A 17,279-nucleotide genomic window follows, 5' to 3' on the forward strand; every position below is an offset into this window, starting at 1 on the left:
TTCATTGTTCTGATAGATGCAGGCGCTTCCCGAAGCAGGCCGCAATGCCGCGGATCACTTCGTCTTCAGCAGGTCGCGAATTTCGGACAGCAGCTGGATATCGGCCGGTGGAGGCGCAGGCGCCTCGTCGACGGGCTTCTTTTCTTCCATGGCGCGCAGCTTGTTCACGCCCTTGACCATCAGGAAAATGATGAAGGCAAGGATCGTGAAATTGATCATCACGGTAATGAAGCTGCCATACGCGAAAACCGCGCCCTGCTCACGCGCCTGGGAAAGGCTCTGGGCCGTCACCGCGCTCGACAGCGGCAGGAAGTAATTGGAAAAATCGAAACCGCCGCCGGTGATCGCCCCGACGACCGGCATGACGATATCATTGACAAGCGATGTGACGATGCCGGTGAAGGCGCCGCCGATGATGATACCGACCGCCAGATCGATGACATTGCCCTTGGCGATGAAGGAACGGAATTCGCTGACTACAGACATGACATTACCCCTCTCTTGGTTGCCGTCGTGCTTAACATAGCGTTTCCTCAGATACTGAAAAGGTGCAAAAGCCCAAAGGCTTAAAGCTGATCATGCATCAGACGAAGACGGGCTCCATTGAACTTTTTGACGAGGGGCGAGCGATTTCCAAGCATTGCCGTTTCCCCTAGTATCCGTTTGAGGACCGCATGTCTTTGCGGTGGAGGAACAATGCTTCCAGGCTGGGTCATTCTTGTCTCGGCTTTCGCCTATATCCTGCTGCTTTTCGCAGTGGCGAGCTATGGCGACAGGCGCAGTAGACATAGCGGCGTGCCGAAAGGCGGGCGCCCGATCGTCTATGCGCTGAGCCTTGCCGTCTACTGCACGTCCTGGACCTATTTCGGCGGTGTCGGCCTTGCGGCACAGCGCGGGCTGGAATTTGCGGCAATCTATGTCGGACCGATCCTCGCCTTCACGCTCGGCATGCCGATCATCCGCCGCATCGTCGAGCTGGCAAAATCCGAGAAGCTGACCTCGATCGCCGATTTCATCGCCGCCCGCTATGGCAAGAACGCAACCGTCGCGGCGATCGTGGCTGCTTTGGCGCTGGTCGGGACCATTCCCTATATCGCGCTGCAATTGAAGGCCGTCTCCAGTTCCGTTGCCGTGATGGTCAATCCGTCCGATTTCGGCATTGGCGGCGGCAACCTGCATTTCATCGACCTCGCCCTGATCGTGACGCTGCTGATGGCATGTTTCGCGGTCGTCTTCGGCACACGCCACACGGATGCGACGGAGCATCAGGACGGGCTTATCCTGGCGGTGGCGATGGAATCCCTGGTCAAGCTGGTTGCCTTTGCAACGGTCGGCCTTACCGTCGTCTTCGTGCTGTTCGACGGATGGACGGACCTTGCCGAGAAAGCGTCGCAGAACCTGCTGGCGGCATCGGCTGCATCCTATGAGACGCCTCTCAGCCGCTGGGTGCTGATCATCATGATATCGGCCTTCGCCATTGTCATCCTGCCGCGCCAGTTTCACGTCACCGTCGTTGAGAACCGCACGGCGCGGGAACGGCGTGCCGCGGGCTTTCTGCTGCCTGTCTATCTGATTGCCATCAACATCTTCGTGCTACCGGTCGCGGCTGCCGGACTGATCACCTTCGGAGGGGCCGGAGATCCCGACCTCTACGTGCTGACGCTGCCGCTGGAGGCCGGGTTTCCGCTGGTGACGCTGATGACCTTCATCGGCGGATTTTCGGCCGCGACCGCCATGGTGATCGTGGAATCGGTGGCACTGTCGATCATGATCTCAAACGATATCGTGCTGCCGCTCTTCCTGCGCCGCAAATTCGCCAGCCATTCCGGCGGCCAGCAGGATCTGACCCGCACGCTCCTTAATATACGGCGCGCGGCGATCTTTGCCGTGATGCTGCTCGGCTACGGCTATTACCGGATGGCCGACAGCCAGTCGGGGCTCGCCTCGATCGGCCTGCTTGCGTTTGCGGCGATTGCGCAGATCGCCCCTGCCCTGCTCGGCGGGCTGATCTGGCGGCGGGCCAATGCGCGCGGCGCAATCCTGGGCCTGTCGCTCGGTTTCCTCGTCTGGGCCTACCTGCTGTTTCTTCCAAGCCTCGGCGGGCCGGACAATTCGCATCTGGCGGCACTCGTCCTGAACTTCCTTTTGCCCGGCTCGACGATCTTTTCCGGTCCGCAGACAGACCCTTTCGTGACCGCGACGATTTTCAGCCTGGCGCTCAACACGCTCGCTTTCGTGCTCGGCTCGCTGTCGCGCAATCCGAGCCCGGTAGAGCGGTTGCAGGCGGGCATTTTCGTCAAGCGGCAACACCGCGCCCAGTTCGCCACGCGCGGCTGGAAGACCCGCATCAGCGTAGGCGACCTGAAGACCGTGATTGCCCGCTATCTCGGCGAAGAGCGGATGCTGCGCTCCTTCTCCAATTACGAGAAGACGGCCGGGCGAAAATTCCGCGACGACCAGCCGGCCGACATGGCGATGATCCATTTCTCCGAACAGCTGCTCGGCAGCGCTATCGGCTCGTCCTCGGCAAGGCTCGTCCTGTCGCTCGTCTTGCAGAAGGTGGAAGACACCAGTTCCGATACCGCATGGCTGCTGGATCAGGCGAGCGAGGCCCTGCAATATAATCAGGACATGATGCAGACTGCGCTTTCGCAGATGGATCAGGGAATTGCCGTGTTCGACAGCGCCGACCGACTGACGGTCTGGAACCGCCGATTCCGGCAGTTGCTCGATTTGCCGGAACAGGCGGGACAGGTAGGCTTCGAGCTTGCCGACGTGATCGCCATTCTGGTGCAGCGGGGTGATCTGCCGGAAAGCGAAAAGGACAATGTGATCGCCCGCTTCAAGATGCCCGGAACATCCTTCCCGCTGGCTTTGGAGCATGGCGAGCGGATCATCGAGGTGCGCAGCAAGCCGATGCCGGATGCCGGACTGGTTGCGACATTTACGGACATTTCCAACCGGCTTGCGGCGGACCGGGCGCTGAAACAGGCGAACGAGACGCTCGAGCAACGAGTGAGCGAGCGCACGGCGGAGCTTACCCGCGTCGCCCGTGAACTTGGCGAGGCGCGCGCGACCGCGGACGAGGCCAATATCAGCAAGACTCGCTTCTTCGCCGCCGCCGGCCATGACATCCTGCAACCCCTCAATGCCGCAAGGCTCTATTCATCCGCTCTGGTGGAACGGCTCGGCGGGGCCGATCGCAACGCCGCACTGGCGCGCAACATCGATTCCTCGCTCGAATCCGTCGAGACGATCCTCGGCGCAGTGCTGGACATATCGAGGCTCGATACCGGGTCGATGAAGCCGCGTATAGGTTCGATCGAACTCGAAGACCTGTTCAGACGGATCGAGACCGATTTTGCGCCGATGGCACGGGAAAGAAGCCTCAAGTTCGTCGTCATGCCCACGTCGCTGAAAGTCGTTTCGGATGCCAATCTGCTGCGCCGGCTGGTGCAGAACCTCGTGTCCAATGCAATCAAGTATACGCTGACCGGCAAAGTGATCGTCGGTGCAAGACGGCGGGGGGATAAGGTCGTCATCGAGGTGCTCGATTCGGGCATCGGCATTCCGCCCTCGAAATTCCGCACCGTGTTCAAGGAATTCGCGCGGCTGGAGGATGGGGCGAAGACGGCCGCCGGGCTGGGGCTCGGCCTGTCGATCGTCGACCGGCTTTCGCGGATGCTCGCCCATCCGGTACAGCTTGCCTCGAAGCCCGGCAGGGGCACGGTGTTTCGCGTGGTGCTGCCGCGCGATCTTGCCGGCCCGCAAGCAGCCGCCGTTCGGACCCGGCGCGAAAAGGCCAAGGCGGCAAACGCGATGGCCGGACTTCGGGTCCTGTGCATCGACAACGAACCCAACATCCTCGACGGAATGGCGCTTCTGATCTCCGGCTGGGGCTGCACGGTCGGGCAGGCGCAGTCGATCGGCGACCTCGACGCGATCATGGCGCGTCGCGAGCCGCGGCCGGACGTGATCATCGCCGACTACCATCTCGACCATGATAACGGGATAGAGGCGATCCTTGCCCTGCGGGCAAATTACGGTGCCGACATCCCGGCGCTGCTGATCACGGCAGACCGCACGCCGGAGGTGCGCGCGGAAGCAGAACGACATGCGATCGTCGTCCAGCACAAGCCTGTCCGGCCCGCCGCAGTGCGTGCCTATCTCACTCAGGCAGCCGGTTCGCGGCGCATCGCGGCCGAGTAGTTTTCCACACCCGCCGTCAAACTCCGTTCATGTGACAGTCATCACGCAGTGTTTACGGTTGCAATGTCTGAACGTCGGCTAGAAACCGATTCAAGTCGGAACTCTCCGGCTTCTCGCGACGTTTAGGCGCGTGACTTCCCGGCCCGAAGAGGCCTTACGGGCCTTGGGGCAAGCCGCCATCAGGACCGGCAAAGACGGAGACCGCGACCGATGAAGCGCTTTGAAATCATTGACGGAATGCGCGGATATTTCCTCGTATTCATGGTCTTGAACCACCTAATCTTTGCTGGTGGTTACCTGCTCGTCAAAATCAATCACAACCAGCTCGCTTTCGTCGAGGATGCGCAGGGCTTCGTGTTCCTGTCCGGCCTGATGATCGGCATGGTCTATGCCCGCAAGATGATGAAAGGCGGCTATTCCGCCGGTCGTTCGGCCATCTATAGCCGCGCCTTCGAGCTGTATCGGTACGCGATGGGTCTGGTGCTCGCCGTCATGGTGGCGCAGATGATTCTGCCCGATGCCTATGCGGTCTGGTTCAACTGGCTCGGCTACACGACGTTCGACGATCCGCTGCGCCTCGCCGCGATCGCGACCTTCTTCTACCAGCCGACCTTCATGGACATTCTGCCGCAGTATATCGTCTACATGCTGTTCGCGCCGATCCTGATCAAGCTCGTGCTGGACGACAAGTGGCACTATGTCGTCGCCGCATCGATCATGCTGTGGATGGCCGGACAGCTGGGCCTGCATCAGCTGGCGACGATCCCGATCAACGAAATGCTCACCAGCAGTGACGATCAGGGCATCCGCGTGTCGTTCAACCTGCTTGGCTGGCAGATCGTGTTCTTCTCGGGTCTGGTGCTCGGCGCGCTGACGTCGTCTGGCAAGATCGACTGGGGCCGCGTGCTATCACCTGAGAATACGTTCATCCCGAAGGTGGCGCTGGTGCTGGTGCTTTTCTTCCTGCCGCTGCGCCTGATCACCGCTAACGAGCTGATGCCGCCGCACATGATCGGCAAGTTCGCCTCGATGGAAATCCGTGCCGATTTCGGCCCGGTCTATCTGCTGAACTTCGCTGCTGTCGGCCTGCTGGTTACGTGGCTGCTGGTCGCAGGCCCGAAGCATAAGGCCGCATGGGTGCGGACGATCGCTTCGGCGCTGACCTGGGTCTTCACGTTGCGTTACCTGCGCCTGCTCGGCCGCCACTCGCTCTATGTCTATGTATGGCACGTAGCGATCGTATACTTCGTTTACTATTTCGACGGCCGCACGCCGGAACTGAACGAGTGGACGAAGACAGCAATCGCAATCTCCGCGGTCGGTCTTCTGTGCATCCCCGCCGTATGGCGCGAGCGGGACAAGTATCTCGGCACGCCGGAACCTGCTGCTCCAAAGAAGCAGGAGCAGAAGCCGGCAGGGTCGCAACAGATGGTCAGCCGGTAAAACAGATCTGCGACATCATCCGATACGAAAAGGGCGGCCCGAGAGGGCCGCCCTTTTTGATTTCACACCGTTTTCAAAGACCGTGCTTCAAGCAGTCTGCCGCTCCAGCTCTGCCTTGGCTTCCTCGTCCGGCCGGCCGGAGAACCAGTTGGCAAGAAGCGCGCCGGAAATGTTGTGCCAGACGGAAAAGATGGCGCTCGGCACCGCCGCAAGCGGAGAGAAATAGGCTGTTGCCAGAGCCGCACCGAGACCGGAATTCTGCATGCCGACCTCGATCGCGATCGCCTTGCGCTTGGCAAACGACAGGCCGGAAGCCCTGGCGAGGAAATAGCCGAGCAGATAGCCGAGGCCATTGTGCAGGAAGACGACGGCGAAGATCAGCAGGCCGGACTGGACGATCGAAGCCTTTGACGCTGCAACCACGGCTGCGACGATGAGGACGACACCGACGACGCTGACGAGCGGCAGGGCCGGCACCGCGGCCTTGACGACCGTCGGCATGATCTTCTGCAGCGCCGCACCCAGCGCCAGGGGAACCAGGACGACGGTGATGATCGACATGAACATCGCCCAGCCATCGACAGGAAGATACTGGCTGGCGAACAGCCAAACCAGGAACGGCGTCACGACCGGCGCTGCGAGCATGGTGACCGAGCTGCTGGCCACCGACAGGGCCACGTCGCCTTTGGCAAGGTAGGTCATGACATTCGACGAGGTGCCTCCGGGGCAGCAGCCGACGAGGATGACGCCGGCCGCGACTTCCGGCGGCATGGGGATGATCATGGTGAGGATGACGGCCAGCAGCGGCATGATGATGAACTGGCCAAGCACTGCGATCGTGACATCGACCGGGCGCTTGACCACTTCCTTGAAGTCGTCAGCCGAAATCGTCAGGCCCATACCGAACATGATGATCGCCAGAAGCGTGACGATCCATGGCGCCACCTGCCTGAAGGTTTCCGGAAGGAAGAAGCCGAGAGCAGCGAAGACGATGACCCAGATGGCGAAGGTCTTGCCGACAAAATTGGATAGGGTTACCAAGGATTTCAAAAAAATACTCCCGAACGATATAAAGTGTCGCGCGGTGTAACCTTGGTGCGTGTCCTGTCAAGGTCGCCCTCGGCCCTAACGGTTCGCCGGGAACATCCTCGAAATCTCGCCGGAATACCCGGACGGCAATCCGAATAGTCCGGCGAGGAAAGGCGTGAGTGGGTTCAGGAACCCATTTTCCGACGAACCCCATCACACGGCAGCCGGCGCGTGGGAGAGACAGGCCCTATGCGGCCCTGCCGAGTGTCCCATAGGGATCAAACCGTCCGTAGAAGGTCTCATCCTTCGCCGCCATGTCCTTCAGCAGCGGCGTCGGGGCAAAGTGATCGCCATACTGGCGGCTGAGCTTTTCCGCCAATGCGACAAAGGCCTTTGCGCCCATGCCGTCGATATAGCTCAGCGTACCACCCGTATAAGGCGCGAAGCCGAAGCCGAGAATGGAGCCGACGTCCGCCTCGCGCGGATCGGTGACGATGCCTTCCTCGACCGTGCGTGCCGCTTCCAGCGCGATGGTCACGAGGAAGCGCTGTTTCAGCACATTGACGTCGATTTCCGCTGCCGGCTTTTGCGGATAGAGATCCCTGAGGCCCGGCCACAGCGATTTCTTCGCCGGTTTGGGCGGGTAATCATAGAAGCCCTGACCGTTCTTGCGGCCACGGCGATCGAGGTCGTTCACGAGTTTGTCGATCAGCGCCATATGGCCGGGCTTGACCGAGGCCTCGCCCAGGTCGGCAATGGAAGCCTTCATGATTTTCTGGGACAGGTCGACTGCGACCTCGTCGTTGAGCGATAGCGGGCCGACCGGCATGCCTGCCATCTTGGCCGCGTTCTCGATCATCGCTGCCGGCACGCCTTCAATGAGCATGTCATAGGCCTCGTTGATATAGCGGAAGACGCAGCGGTTGACGAAGAACCCGCGGGTATCGTTGACGACGATCGGGGTCTTCCTGATCTTGGCGACGAAATCCAGCGCAACCGCCAGCGCCCTGTCACCCGTCTTTTCGCCGAGAATGACTTCGGTGAGCATCATCTTCTCAACCGGCGAGAAGAAATGCACGCCGACGAACTGGTCCGGGCGTTTCGAGTTTTCCGCCAGACCGGTGATCGGCAAGGTCGAGGTGTTGGAGGCGAAGATGGTGGTTTCGGGGATGACCGCTTCGATCTGCTCAATGACGGCCTTCTTGACCTTGCGATCCTCGAACACGGCCTCGATAACGAGATCGGCATCCGACAGCGCCGCATAATCCGGCGTGGGGGTGACGAGGGAGAGCAGCTTTTCGCCCTCTTCCTTGGTCAGCCGGCCCTTGGCGACGCTATCGGCCACCAGCTTTTCGGAGACGGACTTGCCCTTGTTCGCGGCTTCCTGATCACGGTCGATGAGGACGACCGGGATACCGGCGGCGGCCGTGACATAGGCGATCGAGGCGCCCATGAAACCGGCGCCGACGACGCCGACCTTTTTGAACTCGCTTTTGGGAATTCCCGCCGGGCGGCGAGCGCCCTTGCCCAGTTCCTGCATGGAGATGAACAGCGAGCGGATCATCGAGAAGGCTTCCGTCGTCTGCAGGACCTGAGTGAAATAGCGCTGTTCGACTTTCAGCGCCGTATCGAAGGGAAGCTGCAGGCCTTCATAGACACATTTCAGGATGGCGAGCGCGCCGGGATAATTGCCGGCGGTTTCGCGGCGCAGGATGGCGGGGGCTGCGGGAAAGAGCTGGGCGGCGGCCGGGGTCCATACGCCACCGCCGGGGACCTTGAAGCCCTTCTCATCCCAGGGGGCGACAGGCTTGAGGCCATCCTTGATCATCTGCCTGGCAGCCGTGACGAGCTGATCGGGCTCGACCACCTGATGGACGAGGCCCATGGCTTTCGCGCGAGCGGGGGCGAGCGACTGTCCGGTCGTCATCATCTGCAGGGCGGACTGGGCATCGGTGAGGCGCGATACGCGCTGGGTGCCGCCAGCGCCGGGGAAGATGCCGACCTTGACCTCGGGCAATGCCAGCTTGACGGACTTCGCATTGGAGACGACACGGCCGTGGCAGGCGAGCGACAGTTCGAACGCGCCGCCCATGCAGGTGCCGTTGATGGCCGAGACCCATGGCTTGCCATTGGTCTCGATGGCACGGTACAGCCAGGTCATGCGGCCCGCGACATCGAACAGTTTTTGCGCGGCGGCTGCGGGGTCCTTCGCCCGTTCATCCTGCAGCATGGAGAACATGCCGCGGATCATCGTCAGGTCTGCACCGCCGGAGAAAGAGGATTTTTCGCTGGTGAAAACGACGCCCTTGATGGTGGCGTCCTCTACAGTTTGCTTCAGGATTGCCTCGAGTTCGTCCATCACCTCGACGGTGAAGACGTTCATGCTTTTGCCCGGCATGTCCCATGTGATCAGGGCGATGCCGTCAGCATCGGTTTCAATGGTGAAATTCTTGTAGGTGCTCATGGTGGGATTTCCTCTTCCCTGAAATCTCGATTTTACGACAGCCAGAGGAGCAAGCCGAAGCCCCCAAGCAAAACGGCCAGGAACAAGATCAGGCCACGATTTTCTCCTCTGAGCTTACGTGCGTGCTCAACCGGATCGACACCTAGCGATGCCTGATAATCGTCAGCCATATCCTTCTCCAGATGATGCTGGGCGAATTGGCGCTGAATCTCATTTTTCTCATTTTTGTAGACCTCACGCTTCATCGTCCCCACCCATCAAACCCGCTCGATCACCGTTGCCGTACCCATGCCGGCGCCGATGCAGAGCGTGACCAGTGCGGTATTCAGATCGCGGCGTTCCAGTTCGTCGAGGACCGTGCCCAAGATCATCGCCCCGGTGGCGCCGAGCGGATGGCCCATAGCAATCGCGCCGCCGTTGACGTTCATGATGTCGTGGGAAATGTCGAAGGCTTGGCAGTAGCGCAGCACGACGGCGGCAAAAGCTTCGTTGAGTTCGAACAGGTCGATATCGGCAATCGTCATGCCGGTGCGGGCCAGCAGCTTTTCGGTGACATCCACCGGGCCGGTCAGCATCAGGGCCGGGTCAGAGCCGATATTGGCGAAAGCGCGGATACGGGCACGCGGCTTCACGCCCAGAGACTGGCCGCCCGCCTTGGAGCCGATCAGCACGGCTGCCGCGCCATCGACGATGCCCGACGAGTTGCCGGCGTGGTGGACGTAGTTGATCTTCTCGATTTCCGGATGGGCCTGAATGCCGACGGCTTCGAAACCGCCCATTTCGCCCGGCATCTGGAAGGAGGCGTTGAGCGAGGCCAGTGCCTGCATGTCCGTGGTCGGGCGCATGTGCTCGTCGCGATCGAGGATGATCAGGCCGTTCTGGTCTTTAACGGGGATGACGGAATTCTTGAAGTAACCGGCATCCCAGGCCTTGCCGGCGCGCTTCTGGCTTTCGACCGCATAGGCATCGACGTCATCGCGCGAAAACCCGTATTTGGTGGCGATGAGGTCGGCGGAGACACCCTGCGGCATGAAATAGGACGGAAAGTTCACCGAAGGGTCCATGTACCAGGCACCGCCGGACATGCCCATGCCGACACGCGACATGCTTTCGACGCCGCCGGCGATGACGATGTCATCCGAACCAGCGGCGATCTTGCCGGCGCCGAAATTGATGGCGTCGAGGCCGGAGGCGCAGAAACGGGAGATCTGCATGCCGGGGGCCTTTGTGGAATACCCCGCCTCGAACGCGGCCGCCTTTGGGATGACGGCGCCACTGTCCATCACCGGATCGACGCAGCCCATGATGATGTCGTCGACGGTTTCGGTGGCAAGACCGTTGCGGTCGCGGATGGCTTCCAGCGTTTTTGCGGCAAGGCGTACCGAAGGTACCTCGTGCAGGCTGCCGTCCTTCTTGCCTCGACCGCGCGGCGTGCGCACGTGGTCATAAATGAAGACTTCGGTCATGGTGTCATCTCTCCCGTGTCATCGTGTGGGGTGCGCGGGGCACCCTCGAATTTGTAATATGCGCGGCTGCCCCTCATCCGCCTGCCGGCACCTTCTCCCCGTTCGGACGGGGAGAAGGACGCATGCAGTAACGTCCCCATCCCCCTCGAACGTTGAACGAGGCACGTCCCCTCGCCCCGTTTACGGGGAGAGGGTTAGGGTGATGGGCGGCCGTGCAAGACAAGGGCGACAAAGCCTCAAAACGCCCCGGCCGCCAGTTCCATCACGCTATCCGCACCCGCCTCGATGCGCACCTTGCGCAGGGCGGTTTCGGGCATGATCTTCTCCATATAGAAGCGTGCCGTCACCAGTTTATTCTTCAGATAATCCTCGCGCGGATCACCGCCGCCGAGCTTTTCCTGCGCGGCCTTTGCCATGCGCGCCCACATGTAGCCGAGCGTGACGAGGCCGAAGAGGTGCATGTAGTCGGTGGAACCGGCGCCGGCATTGTCGGGTTTGGCCATGGCGTTCTGCATGAACCACATGGTCGACGCCTGGAGGTCGTTGAGGCCTTTTTTCAGGCCCTTGGTGAAAGGGGCCATTGCTTCGTCGGAACGGTTTTCCTCGCAGAAATCGCCGATCTCCTTGAACATCGCCATGACGGCGCGGCCGCCGTTGAGCGCCAGTTTTCTCCCCACCAGATCGAGCGCCTGAATGCCGTTGGCGCCTTCGTAGATCATGGCGATCCGGGCATCGCGGACATACTGGCTCATGCCGTGTTCCTCGATATAGCCGTGGCCGCCGAAGACCTGCTGCGCCATCACCGCGTGGTCGAAGCCCTTGTCGGTCAACACACCTTTCAGGATCGGCGTGGCGAGACCAAGCAGGTCGTCGGCGTTCTGGCGCTCCTTTTCGTCCGGCGAGCGGTGAGCTACATCGGATTTGAGCGCAGTCCAGAGCAGGAACGCGCGGCCGGCCTCGTTGAACGATCTTATCGTCATCAGTGAGCGACGGATATCCGGATGGACGATGATCGGATCGGCTTTCTTGTCCGGTGCCTTAGGCCCAGAAAGCGAACGGCCCTGGATGCGCTCGTTGGCGTAGGCGACGGCGTTCTGATAGGCGACCTCAGCGATCGACAGGCCCTGCAGGCCGACGCCGAGGCGAGCCTCGTTCATCATCACGAACATGGCCGAAAGGCCCTTGTTTTCCGCGCCGATGAGATAGCCGGTGGCATCGTCATAGTTCATGACGCAGGTGGAATTGCCGTGGATGCCCATCTTTTCTTCGATCGCGCCGCAGGTCACACCGTTGCGGGCACCGAGCGCCCCATCCTCTCCAACGATGACTTTCGGCACGATGAACAACGATATACCCTTGGTGCCTTCAGGCGCGCCTTCGATGCGGGCGAGGACCAGATGGATGATGTTTTCGGTCATGCCGTGCTCGCCGGCGGAGATGAAGATTTTCTGGCCGGAAATCCGATAGGAACCATCTCCCTGCGGAACGGCCTTGGTGCGCAAGAGGCCGAGATCGGTACCGCAATGGGGCTCGGTCAGGTTCATGGTGCCGGACCATGTGCCTTCCACCATCCTCGGCAGATAGGCGGCTTTCTGCGCGTCCGATCCGTGTACGAGAATGGCGGCAATCGCGCCCTGCGTCAGGCCCGGATACATCATCAACGACATGTTGGCGGACGACATGTATTCGCCGACGGCCGCATGCAGCGTATAGGGAAGCCCCTGCCCGCCGAATTCCTCCGGCACGGCGAGACCGATCCAGCCGCCCTGGCAATATTGGTCGTAACCTTCCTTGAAGCCCTTCGGCACGGAGACCGAACCGTCATCATGCCGCATGCAGCCTTCCCGGTCGCCCGAAAGGTTGAGGGGAAATAGCGTCGCCTCCGCGACCTTCGCGGCCTCGCCGAGGATCGCCTCGATCATGTCGGGTGTCGCATCGGCGAAACCGGGAAGGTTGCCGTAGCGTTCGAGACCCAGCACATCGTTCAGAATGAAAAGCGTATCGGCGGCAGGCGCCTTGTAGACCGGCATTGATGAGCATCCTCTCTGTCATCCATGGCTGGCGATGCCACCTGTATGTCTCCCACATTTCAGCCGCGTGAAAGCTGCAATCAACTTTTCGCGGCGATGCGGCAACACTGCCAGCTCTTGCATATCTCATTTAATTGACGTGCGCGTAAACGTCAATCTCGGAACGAGATCAAATTCCGGCATTTGAGGCGTCAATATAGGGGCTTGGCCGGCGAGGTCAGGTGCGCCAGTGAATATTAGGTAGTTATCATTTAGTTAAAATTTTTGGTCGGCTTAACGGCTTGTTTACCATGTTTTCCGACATAGTGGGCGATCTGACGGTGCAAAGCATTATCCGAAGCGGAAGCTTCAATCCGTCACAATGGCAAGTCTTGCGTAAGGTTCACATAATATTCGAATATACTTATGGAGGAATTCTCCGGGGTATGTTCAGGGTCGAACCGGCAGGATCAACGTCGAAGCGAGCGAGCACATGAACGGATCACGATCGGCACACCCTCGTCACGGCGACCGCGACCGCTCGTCCCTGGATGCCTTGAGCCGCACCATCGAGGGACTGGAAGCGCGCATCCAGGGCCTTATGGCCGGCGCCGGCCGAGCGCCCGTTCCGGCACCCGACCAACGCTCGACCTCGCCTGCCCAGGTGGAGACCCGCACCCCACGCAATGCCGCAACCGCGCCTGCCCCCTATGCCGAGCGGCAGCGCGATCCGCTTGCGGAAATCCGCGAGCGCCAGCGGATGCTGGAGGAAGCCGCCAATTCCACTCGCCATCACGACACGCCGCGGCTGCAGGAGCAGCGCTACGTTGCCCAATCGAGCCCGCGCATGCCGGAACCTCATGCAGAGGCAAGGCCGCCGGTGCGCGGTGAAGCGCGTTCCGACATGCGCCACGCAACACCGACGCGTCGCGAGGACATTCGCCAGCCCGCCATTTCGACCCGCGTCGCCGAAGCCAACCAGCGCCGCACCGACATGCGCGAATTCACAGATGCCCTCACCGGCCTGCGCCGCGACCTTAAGCACGATCTTGCCGAGGGCTTTTCGGACGACATGCGAGCGCTGCGCGAGGAAGTGCGTGCGATCAAGCTGCAGGCCGAAGACCGTCGCTTCGCCAAGGACGTGCAGTCCGACATCGCGCGGCTTTCACAGAGCATCGACCACCTGACGGCACAGCCGACGCCCGAAACCGCAAGCCTGCGCTCGGAACTGGAAGACCTGCGTTCGGCAATCGAAGGCCTGGCACGGGAAGATTCGCTGCGGCAGATCCATGACCATTGGCAGGGGCTGGAAGAACGCATGCAGGAAGGCGACAACGCCGCGCTGCGCGAAGAACTTGTCTCGGTCGCCTACCGGATCGACGAAATGCGCAACCAGCTCGGCCTGATGGCCGACAGCCCGGTCATCCGCGCACTGGAGCAGAAACTGCTGGCCGTTGCCGGCATGATGGAACAGCTCGGCTCGCGCATGCAGCCGGACGACCGGGCCTTCAGCGAACAGTTCGGCCAGCTGGACCAGCGTCTCGACGAAATCAGCCGGGCGATCGCCGCCAATACCCGTGCACCGGGAAATACCCATGACGAGCGCGCCATGCAGCGCCTCGAAAGCGGGTTTTCAGTGCTGCTGAAACAGGTCGAGACGATCGGCCGCTCCGCCTCCGACAACAGCATGACCGATGCGCTTTCCAGCCGCATCGAAGCCTTGACCGGCAAGATCGACGAACTCGCGGAAGATCAGGCCGCAGCCCGGCTTGAAGAGCGGATCGAACAGCTCGCCACCCTGGTGCAGCAGCTGCAGCCGCACGGCCAGCAGGAGGAATTCACCGGCTATCTTTCCGACATTTCCCGCAAGATCGATGCGCTGGATACGAGCTTCGGTGCAGAAGGCTTTGGTGAGCGGCTGGACGAGATTGCCCGCCGCATCGAGGAGATGGAGCAGCCGCAGCGCGGTCAGGACCCAGCCGACGAGGCTGCTTTTGTGCGGATCGAGGACAGACTTACCGATATCGCCGCACGACTGGACGAGGCATCCTCGGCCCCAAGCGGCAACGACGACGCCTTGCGGGCGCTCGAGGCCCAGATTGCCAATCTCTCGTCGCTGATGGCCCAGCCGAGCGCACCGGCCGTGCTGCCTGCCGAATTCGACAACCGCATGGCGGCGATCGAAGGCTATATGGCGACCAATGACGAATACATCGTCGAAGCCGCCCGCCAGGCCGCAGAAGCGGTGGTCGAGGCCTATTCGCGCAACATGACGCCCGGCACGCCGGGGGCGAGCGCCGATATGGCTGCCCTTTCGGCATTGGCGGACGACCTCAAGCATCTTGAAGAATTGGCGCGCGGTTCGGAAAGCCGCACGCACCAGACATTCGAAGCACTGCATGGCACGCTGGTGCAGATCGCCGACCGCCTGGACCACCTGGAAAGCCATGTCGCCGGCGGCATCGCATTCAACACGCGCGCCGAGGAACCGGCACCGAAGGCATCCTTCGGCAATGCCGCGCCCGCCTATCACGAACCAGCCTATCGCCAGATGGAGACGGCCACCGTTGCGGCATCGACGGCCGCGCCGGTCCTATCCGCCAGTGTCGCCCGCGAGCTTGCGAGCCTCGACGTTGCGCAGGGCGAGCCACGCTTGGTGGAAGCCCGGCTGAAGGAGACGAGTGCGATCGGCTCGACCATGGCCGATCACATTCCCGCCGCTGCGGAACCTGTCGTCGAAGACGAGCCGAAACAGGCCCGGACAAGCCTTCTCGGCGGGCTCACTCGTCGCTTCCATCGCGGCGACCGCCGCGATGCGGCAACGCCGGCCCGCACACTTGTCGATCCGACGCCATCGATCGATCCGTCGATGGATGACGATGTCGTCGACACGTCCGAGGACCTGGGCGACGTATTGCCGCCGGAACGGGCGAACGAGCTTCTGGAACCGGGCTCCGGCGCGCCAGACGTGAAGAAGATCCTCGAGCGCGTTCGTGCCAGCCAGGCTGCCGGTGAGTTCGCCAGCGACCGCAGCGCCGACAAGACCGGCGATCGCGCCGATTACATTGCCGCCGCCCGCCGCGCCGCCAAGGCCGCCGCGCAGGAAGCCGATCCTTCGCAGATGGGTTCCCAGCCGAAGGGCAAGGCAAAACTTGCCGGTGTCAAGGATGCGCAGGGCGGCTCGGCATTTTCGCGTCATCGCCGCCCGATCCTGATGGCTGTCGGCGCCGTTCTTCTGGCGCTGATGGCGATGCCGCTGATCAAGACCGTAACAGGAAGCCAGCAGGCACCTGAAATCGCCGCAAACGTCCCGCCGGCCGACATGGCCGCCCCGAGCGAGCCGGCGGCGGAATTGCCGCAGCAGGATATGTCCAGCGCGTCGATGGTTCGCCCGCCGGAAACCGAGGCTCCGCAGGACAGTATTGCTCCTACGGTCGAGCCACAGCTTTCCACGAGCGATACCGGCGACCAATCCGTCAGTCTCGCGCCCGAGACCAACGCGCCGGCCGCAAACACCCCCGAGATGAGTGCATCCGCTCCGGCCATCGAAACGCCCGCGAGCGAAACTGCGCCTGCTTCATCGAGCGTTGCGGCCACCGAGACCTCGGCTCCGATTGAAATCCCGGCCGGGATCGAACCGAAGTCGCTGGCCGATGCCGCCGCCGGCGGTGACGCCAATGCGCTGTTCGAAATCGGTGCCCGCTTCAGCGATGGCCGCGGTGTGACGACGGATCTTGGCGAAGCCGCCAAATGGTACCGGCTGGCTGCCGATCGCGGCCTGCCCCCGGCGCAATACCGGATGGGTAACCTTCTGGAAAAGGGAACCGGCGTCGAGCGCAATCTCGGTGAGGCTGTGACCTGGTACAAACAGGCCGCGGAAGCCGGCAATGCCAGCGCCATGCACAATCTCGCCGTCCTACTCGCCTCCGGCGCCACCGGACAGCCGGATTATGCCGGTGCCATCGAGTGGTTCCGCAGTGCAGCCGAGCTCGGCGTCGCCGACAGCCAGTTCAACCTGGCGATCCTTTATGCCCGTGGCAACGGCGTCAGCCAGAACCTGGAAGAATCCTACAAGTGGTTCGGCGTTGCGGCCAAGGGCGGCGACAGCGATGCCGCGGCCAAGCGCGACGAAGTGGCAAACGCGATGCGCAAGGAACAGCTGGACAGCGCCCGTGCCAAGCTGGACACCTGGACCGCAAAGCCCCTCGACCCGCGCGCCAACGCCGTGGCCCTGCCCGACGAATGGGCCGGCGGCAAGGGCCTGACCACCGCCTCGGTGGACATGAACAAGGCGATCCGCAACATCCAGGCGATCCTGAACCAGAACGGCTTCGATGCCGGCGCACCCGACGGCAAGATGGGCGCCCGTACGGTCGCCGCGATCAAGTCCTTCCAGACCTCCGTCGGCCAGGAGCCGACCGGCATGGTTGACGACGCAATGGTGAAGGAACTTCTCGCCCGCAACAACTGAGGATAACGGCCTCCAGTCGCCGGATCGGATGGTTGAGCGCTCGGCTCTGCCTCCGGTCCGGCTTTTTTGCGCGCGTCAGCGGCGACCACACTTCAATCACGACTAAGCCGACAGGGTTTGCGGTGACGCGGCATATTCGCCACGCCTCATGGAAAACGCTCCGATCGGCGATCCGGCGAACCGAACGG

Annotated in this window: 9 protein-coding genes; 3 read left to right on the forward strand and 6 right to left on the reverse strand. The window is 61.9% G+C overall.

The features are described from left to right. Nucleotides 1-54 precede the first annotated feature (54 nt). Complete coding sequence (gene mscL, locus AC0JZ4_RS03080) at nt 55-486, reverse strand: large conductance mechanosensitive channel protein MscL (protein ID WP_471884988.1); 432 nt, start codon at nt 484-486, stop codon at nt 55-57. Nucleotides 487-696: 210 nt separating this feature from the next. Here mscL and AC0JZ4_RS03085 point away from each other — a divergent pair, with 210 nt between their 5' ends. Next, complete coding sequence (locus tag AC0JZ4_RS03085) at nt 697-4,209, forward strand: PAS domain-containing hybrid sensor histidine kinase/response regulator (protein ID WP_471884989.1); 3,513 nt, start codon at nt 697-699, stop codon at nt 4,207-4,209. 210 nt (nt 4,210-4,419) lie between these two features. Then, nucleotides 4,420-5,652, forward strand: a complete 1,233-nt coding sequence (locus AC0JZ4_RS03090; protein WP_471884990.1) for an OpgC family protein — start codon at nt 4,420-4,422, stop codon at nt 5,650-5,652. A gap of 87 nt (nt 5,653-5,739) precedes the next feature. On the opposite strand, the gene AC0JZ4_RS03095 is transcribed toward AC0JZ4_RS03090, so the two are convergent. From AC0JZ4_RS03095 to AC0JZ4_RS03115, 5 genes are all read right to left on the reverse strand, one after another. Continuing rightward, on the reverse strand, nt 5,740-6,702 hold the full coding sequence (locus tag AC0JZ4_RS03095) for a bile acid:sodium symporter family protein (protein WP_471884991.1): 963 nt from the start codon (nt 6,700-6,702) through the stop codon (nt 5,740-5,742). Nucleotides 6,703-6,928: 226 nt separating this feature from the next. Then, nucleotides 6,929-9,145 (reverse strand): FAD-dependent oxidoreductase, encoded by a 2,217-nt coding sequence (locus AC0JZ4_RS03100; RefSeq protein WP_471884992.1) that lies wholly within the window; start codon nt 9,143-9,145, stop codon nt 6,929-6,931. Between the two features lie 32 nt (nt 9,146-9,177). Continuing rightward, nucleotides 9,178-9,390, reverse strand: coding sequence for a hypothetical protein (locus AC0JZ4_RS03105; RefSeq protein ID WP_471884993.1), 213 nt, complete (start codon nt 9,388-9,390; stop codon nt 9,178-9,180). Nucleotides 9,391-9,402: 12 nt separating this feature from the next. Further along, nucleotides 9,403-10,611, reverse strand: coding sequence for an acetyl-CoA C-acetyltransferase (locus AC0JZ4_RS03110; RefSeq protein ID WP_471884994.1), 1,209 nt, complete (start codon nt 10,609-10,611; stop codon nt 9,403-9,405). A 236-nt stretch (nt 10,612-10,847) separates the two neighbouring features. Beyond that, entirely contained in the window at nt 10,848-12,641 is a 1,794-nt protein-coding gene (locus AC0JZ4_RS03115; protein ID WP_471884995.1) for an acyl-CoA dehydrogenase C-terminal domain-containing protein, read from the reverse strand. Between the two features lie 472 nt (nt 12,642-13,113). Here AC0JZ4_RS03115 and AC0JZ4_RS03120 point away from each other — a divergent pair, with 472 nt between their 5' ends. After that, nucleotides 13,114-17,091, forward strand: coding sequence for a peptidoglycan-binding protein (locus AC0JZ4_RS03120; protein WP_471884996.1), 3,978 nt, complete (start codon nt 13,114-13,116; stop codon nt 17,089-17,091). The last annotated feature ends 188 nt before the right edge of the window (nt 17,092-17,279 follow it).

Source organism: [Rhizobium] kunmingense, assembly GCF_977018605.1.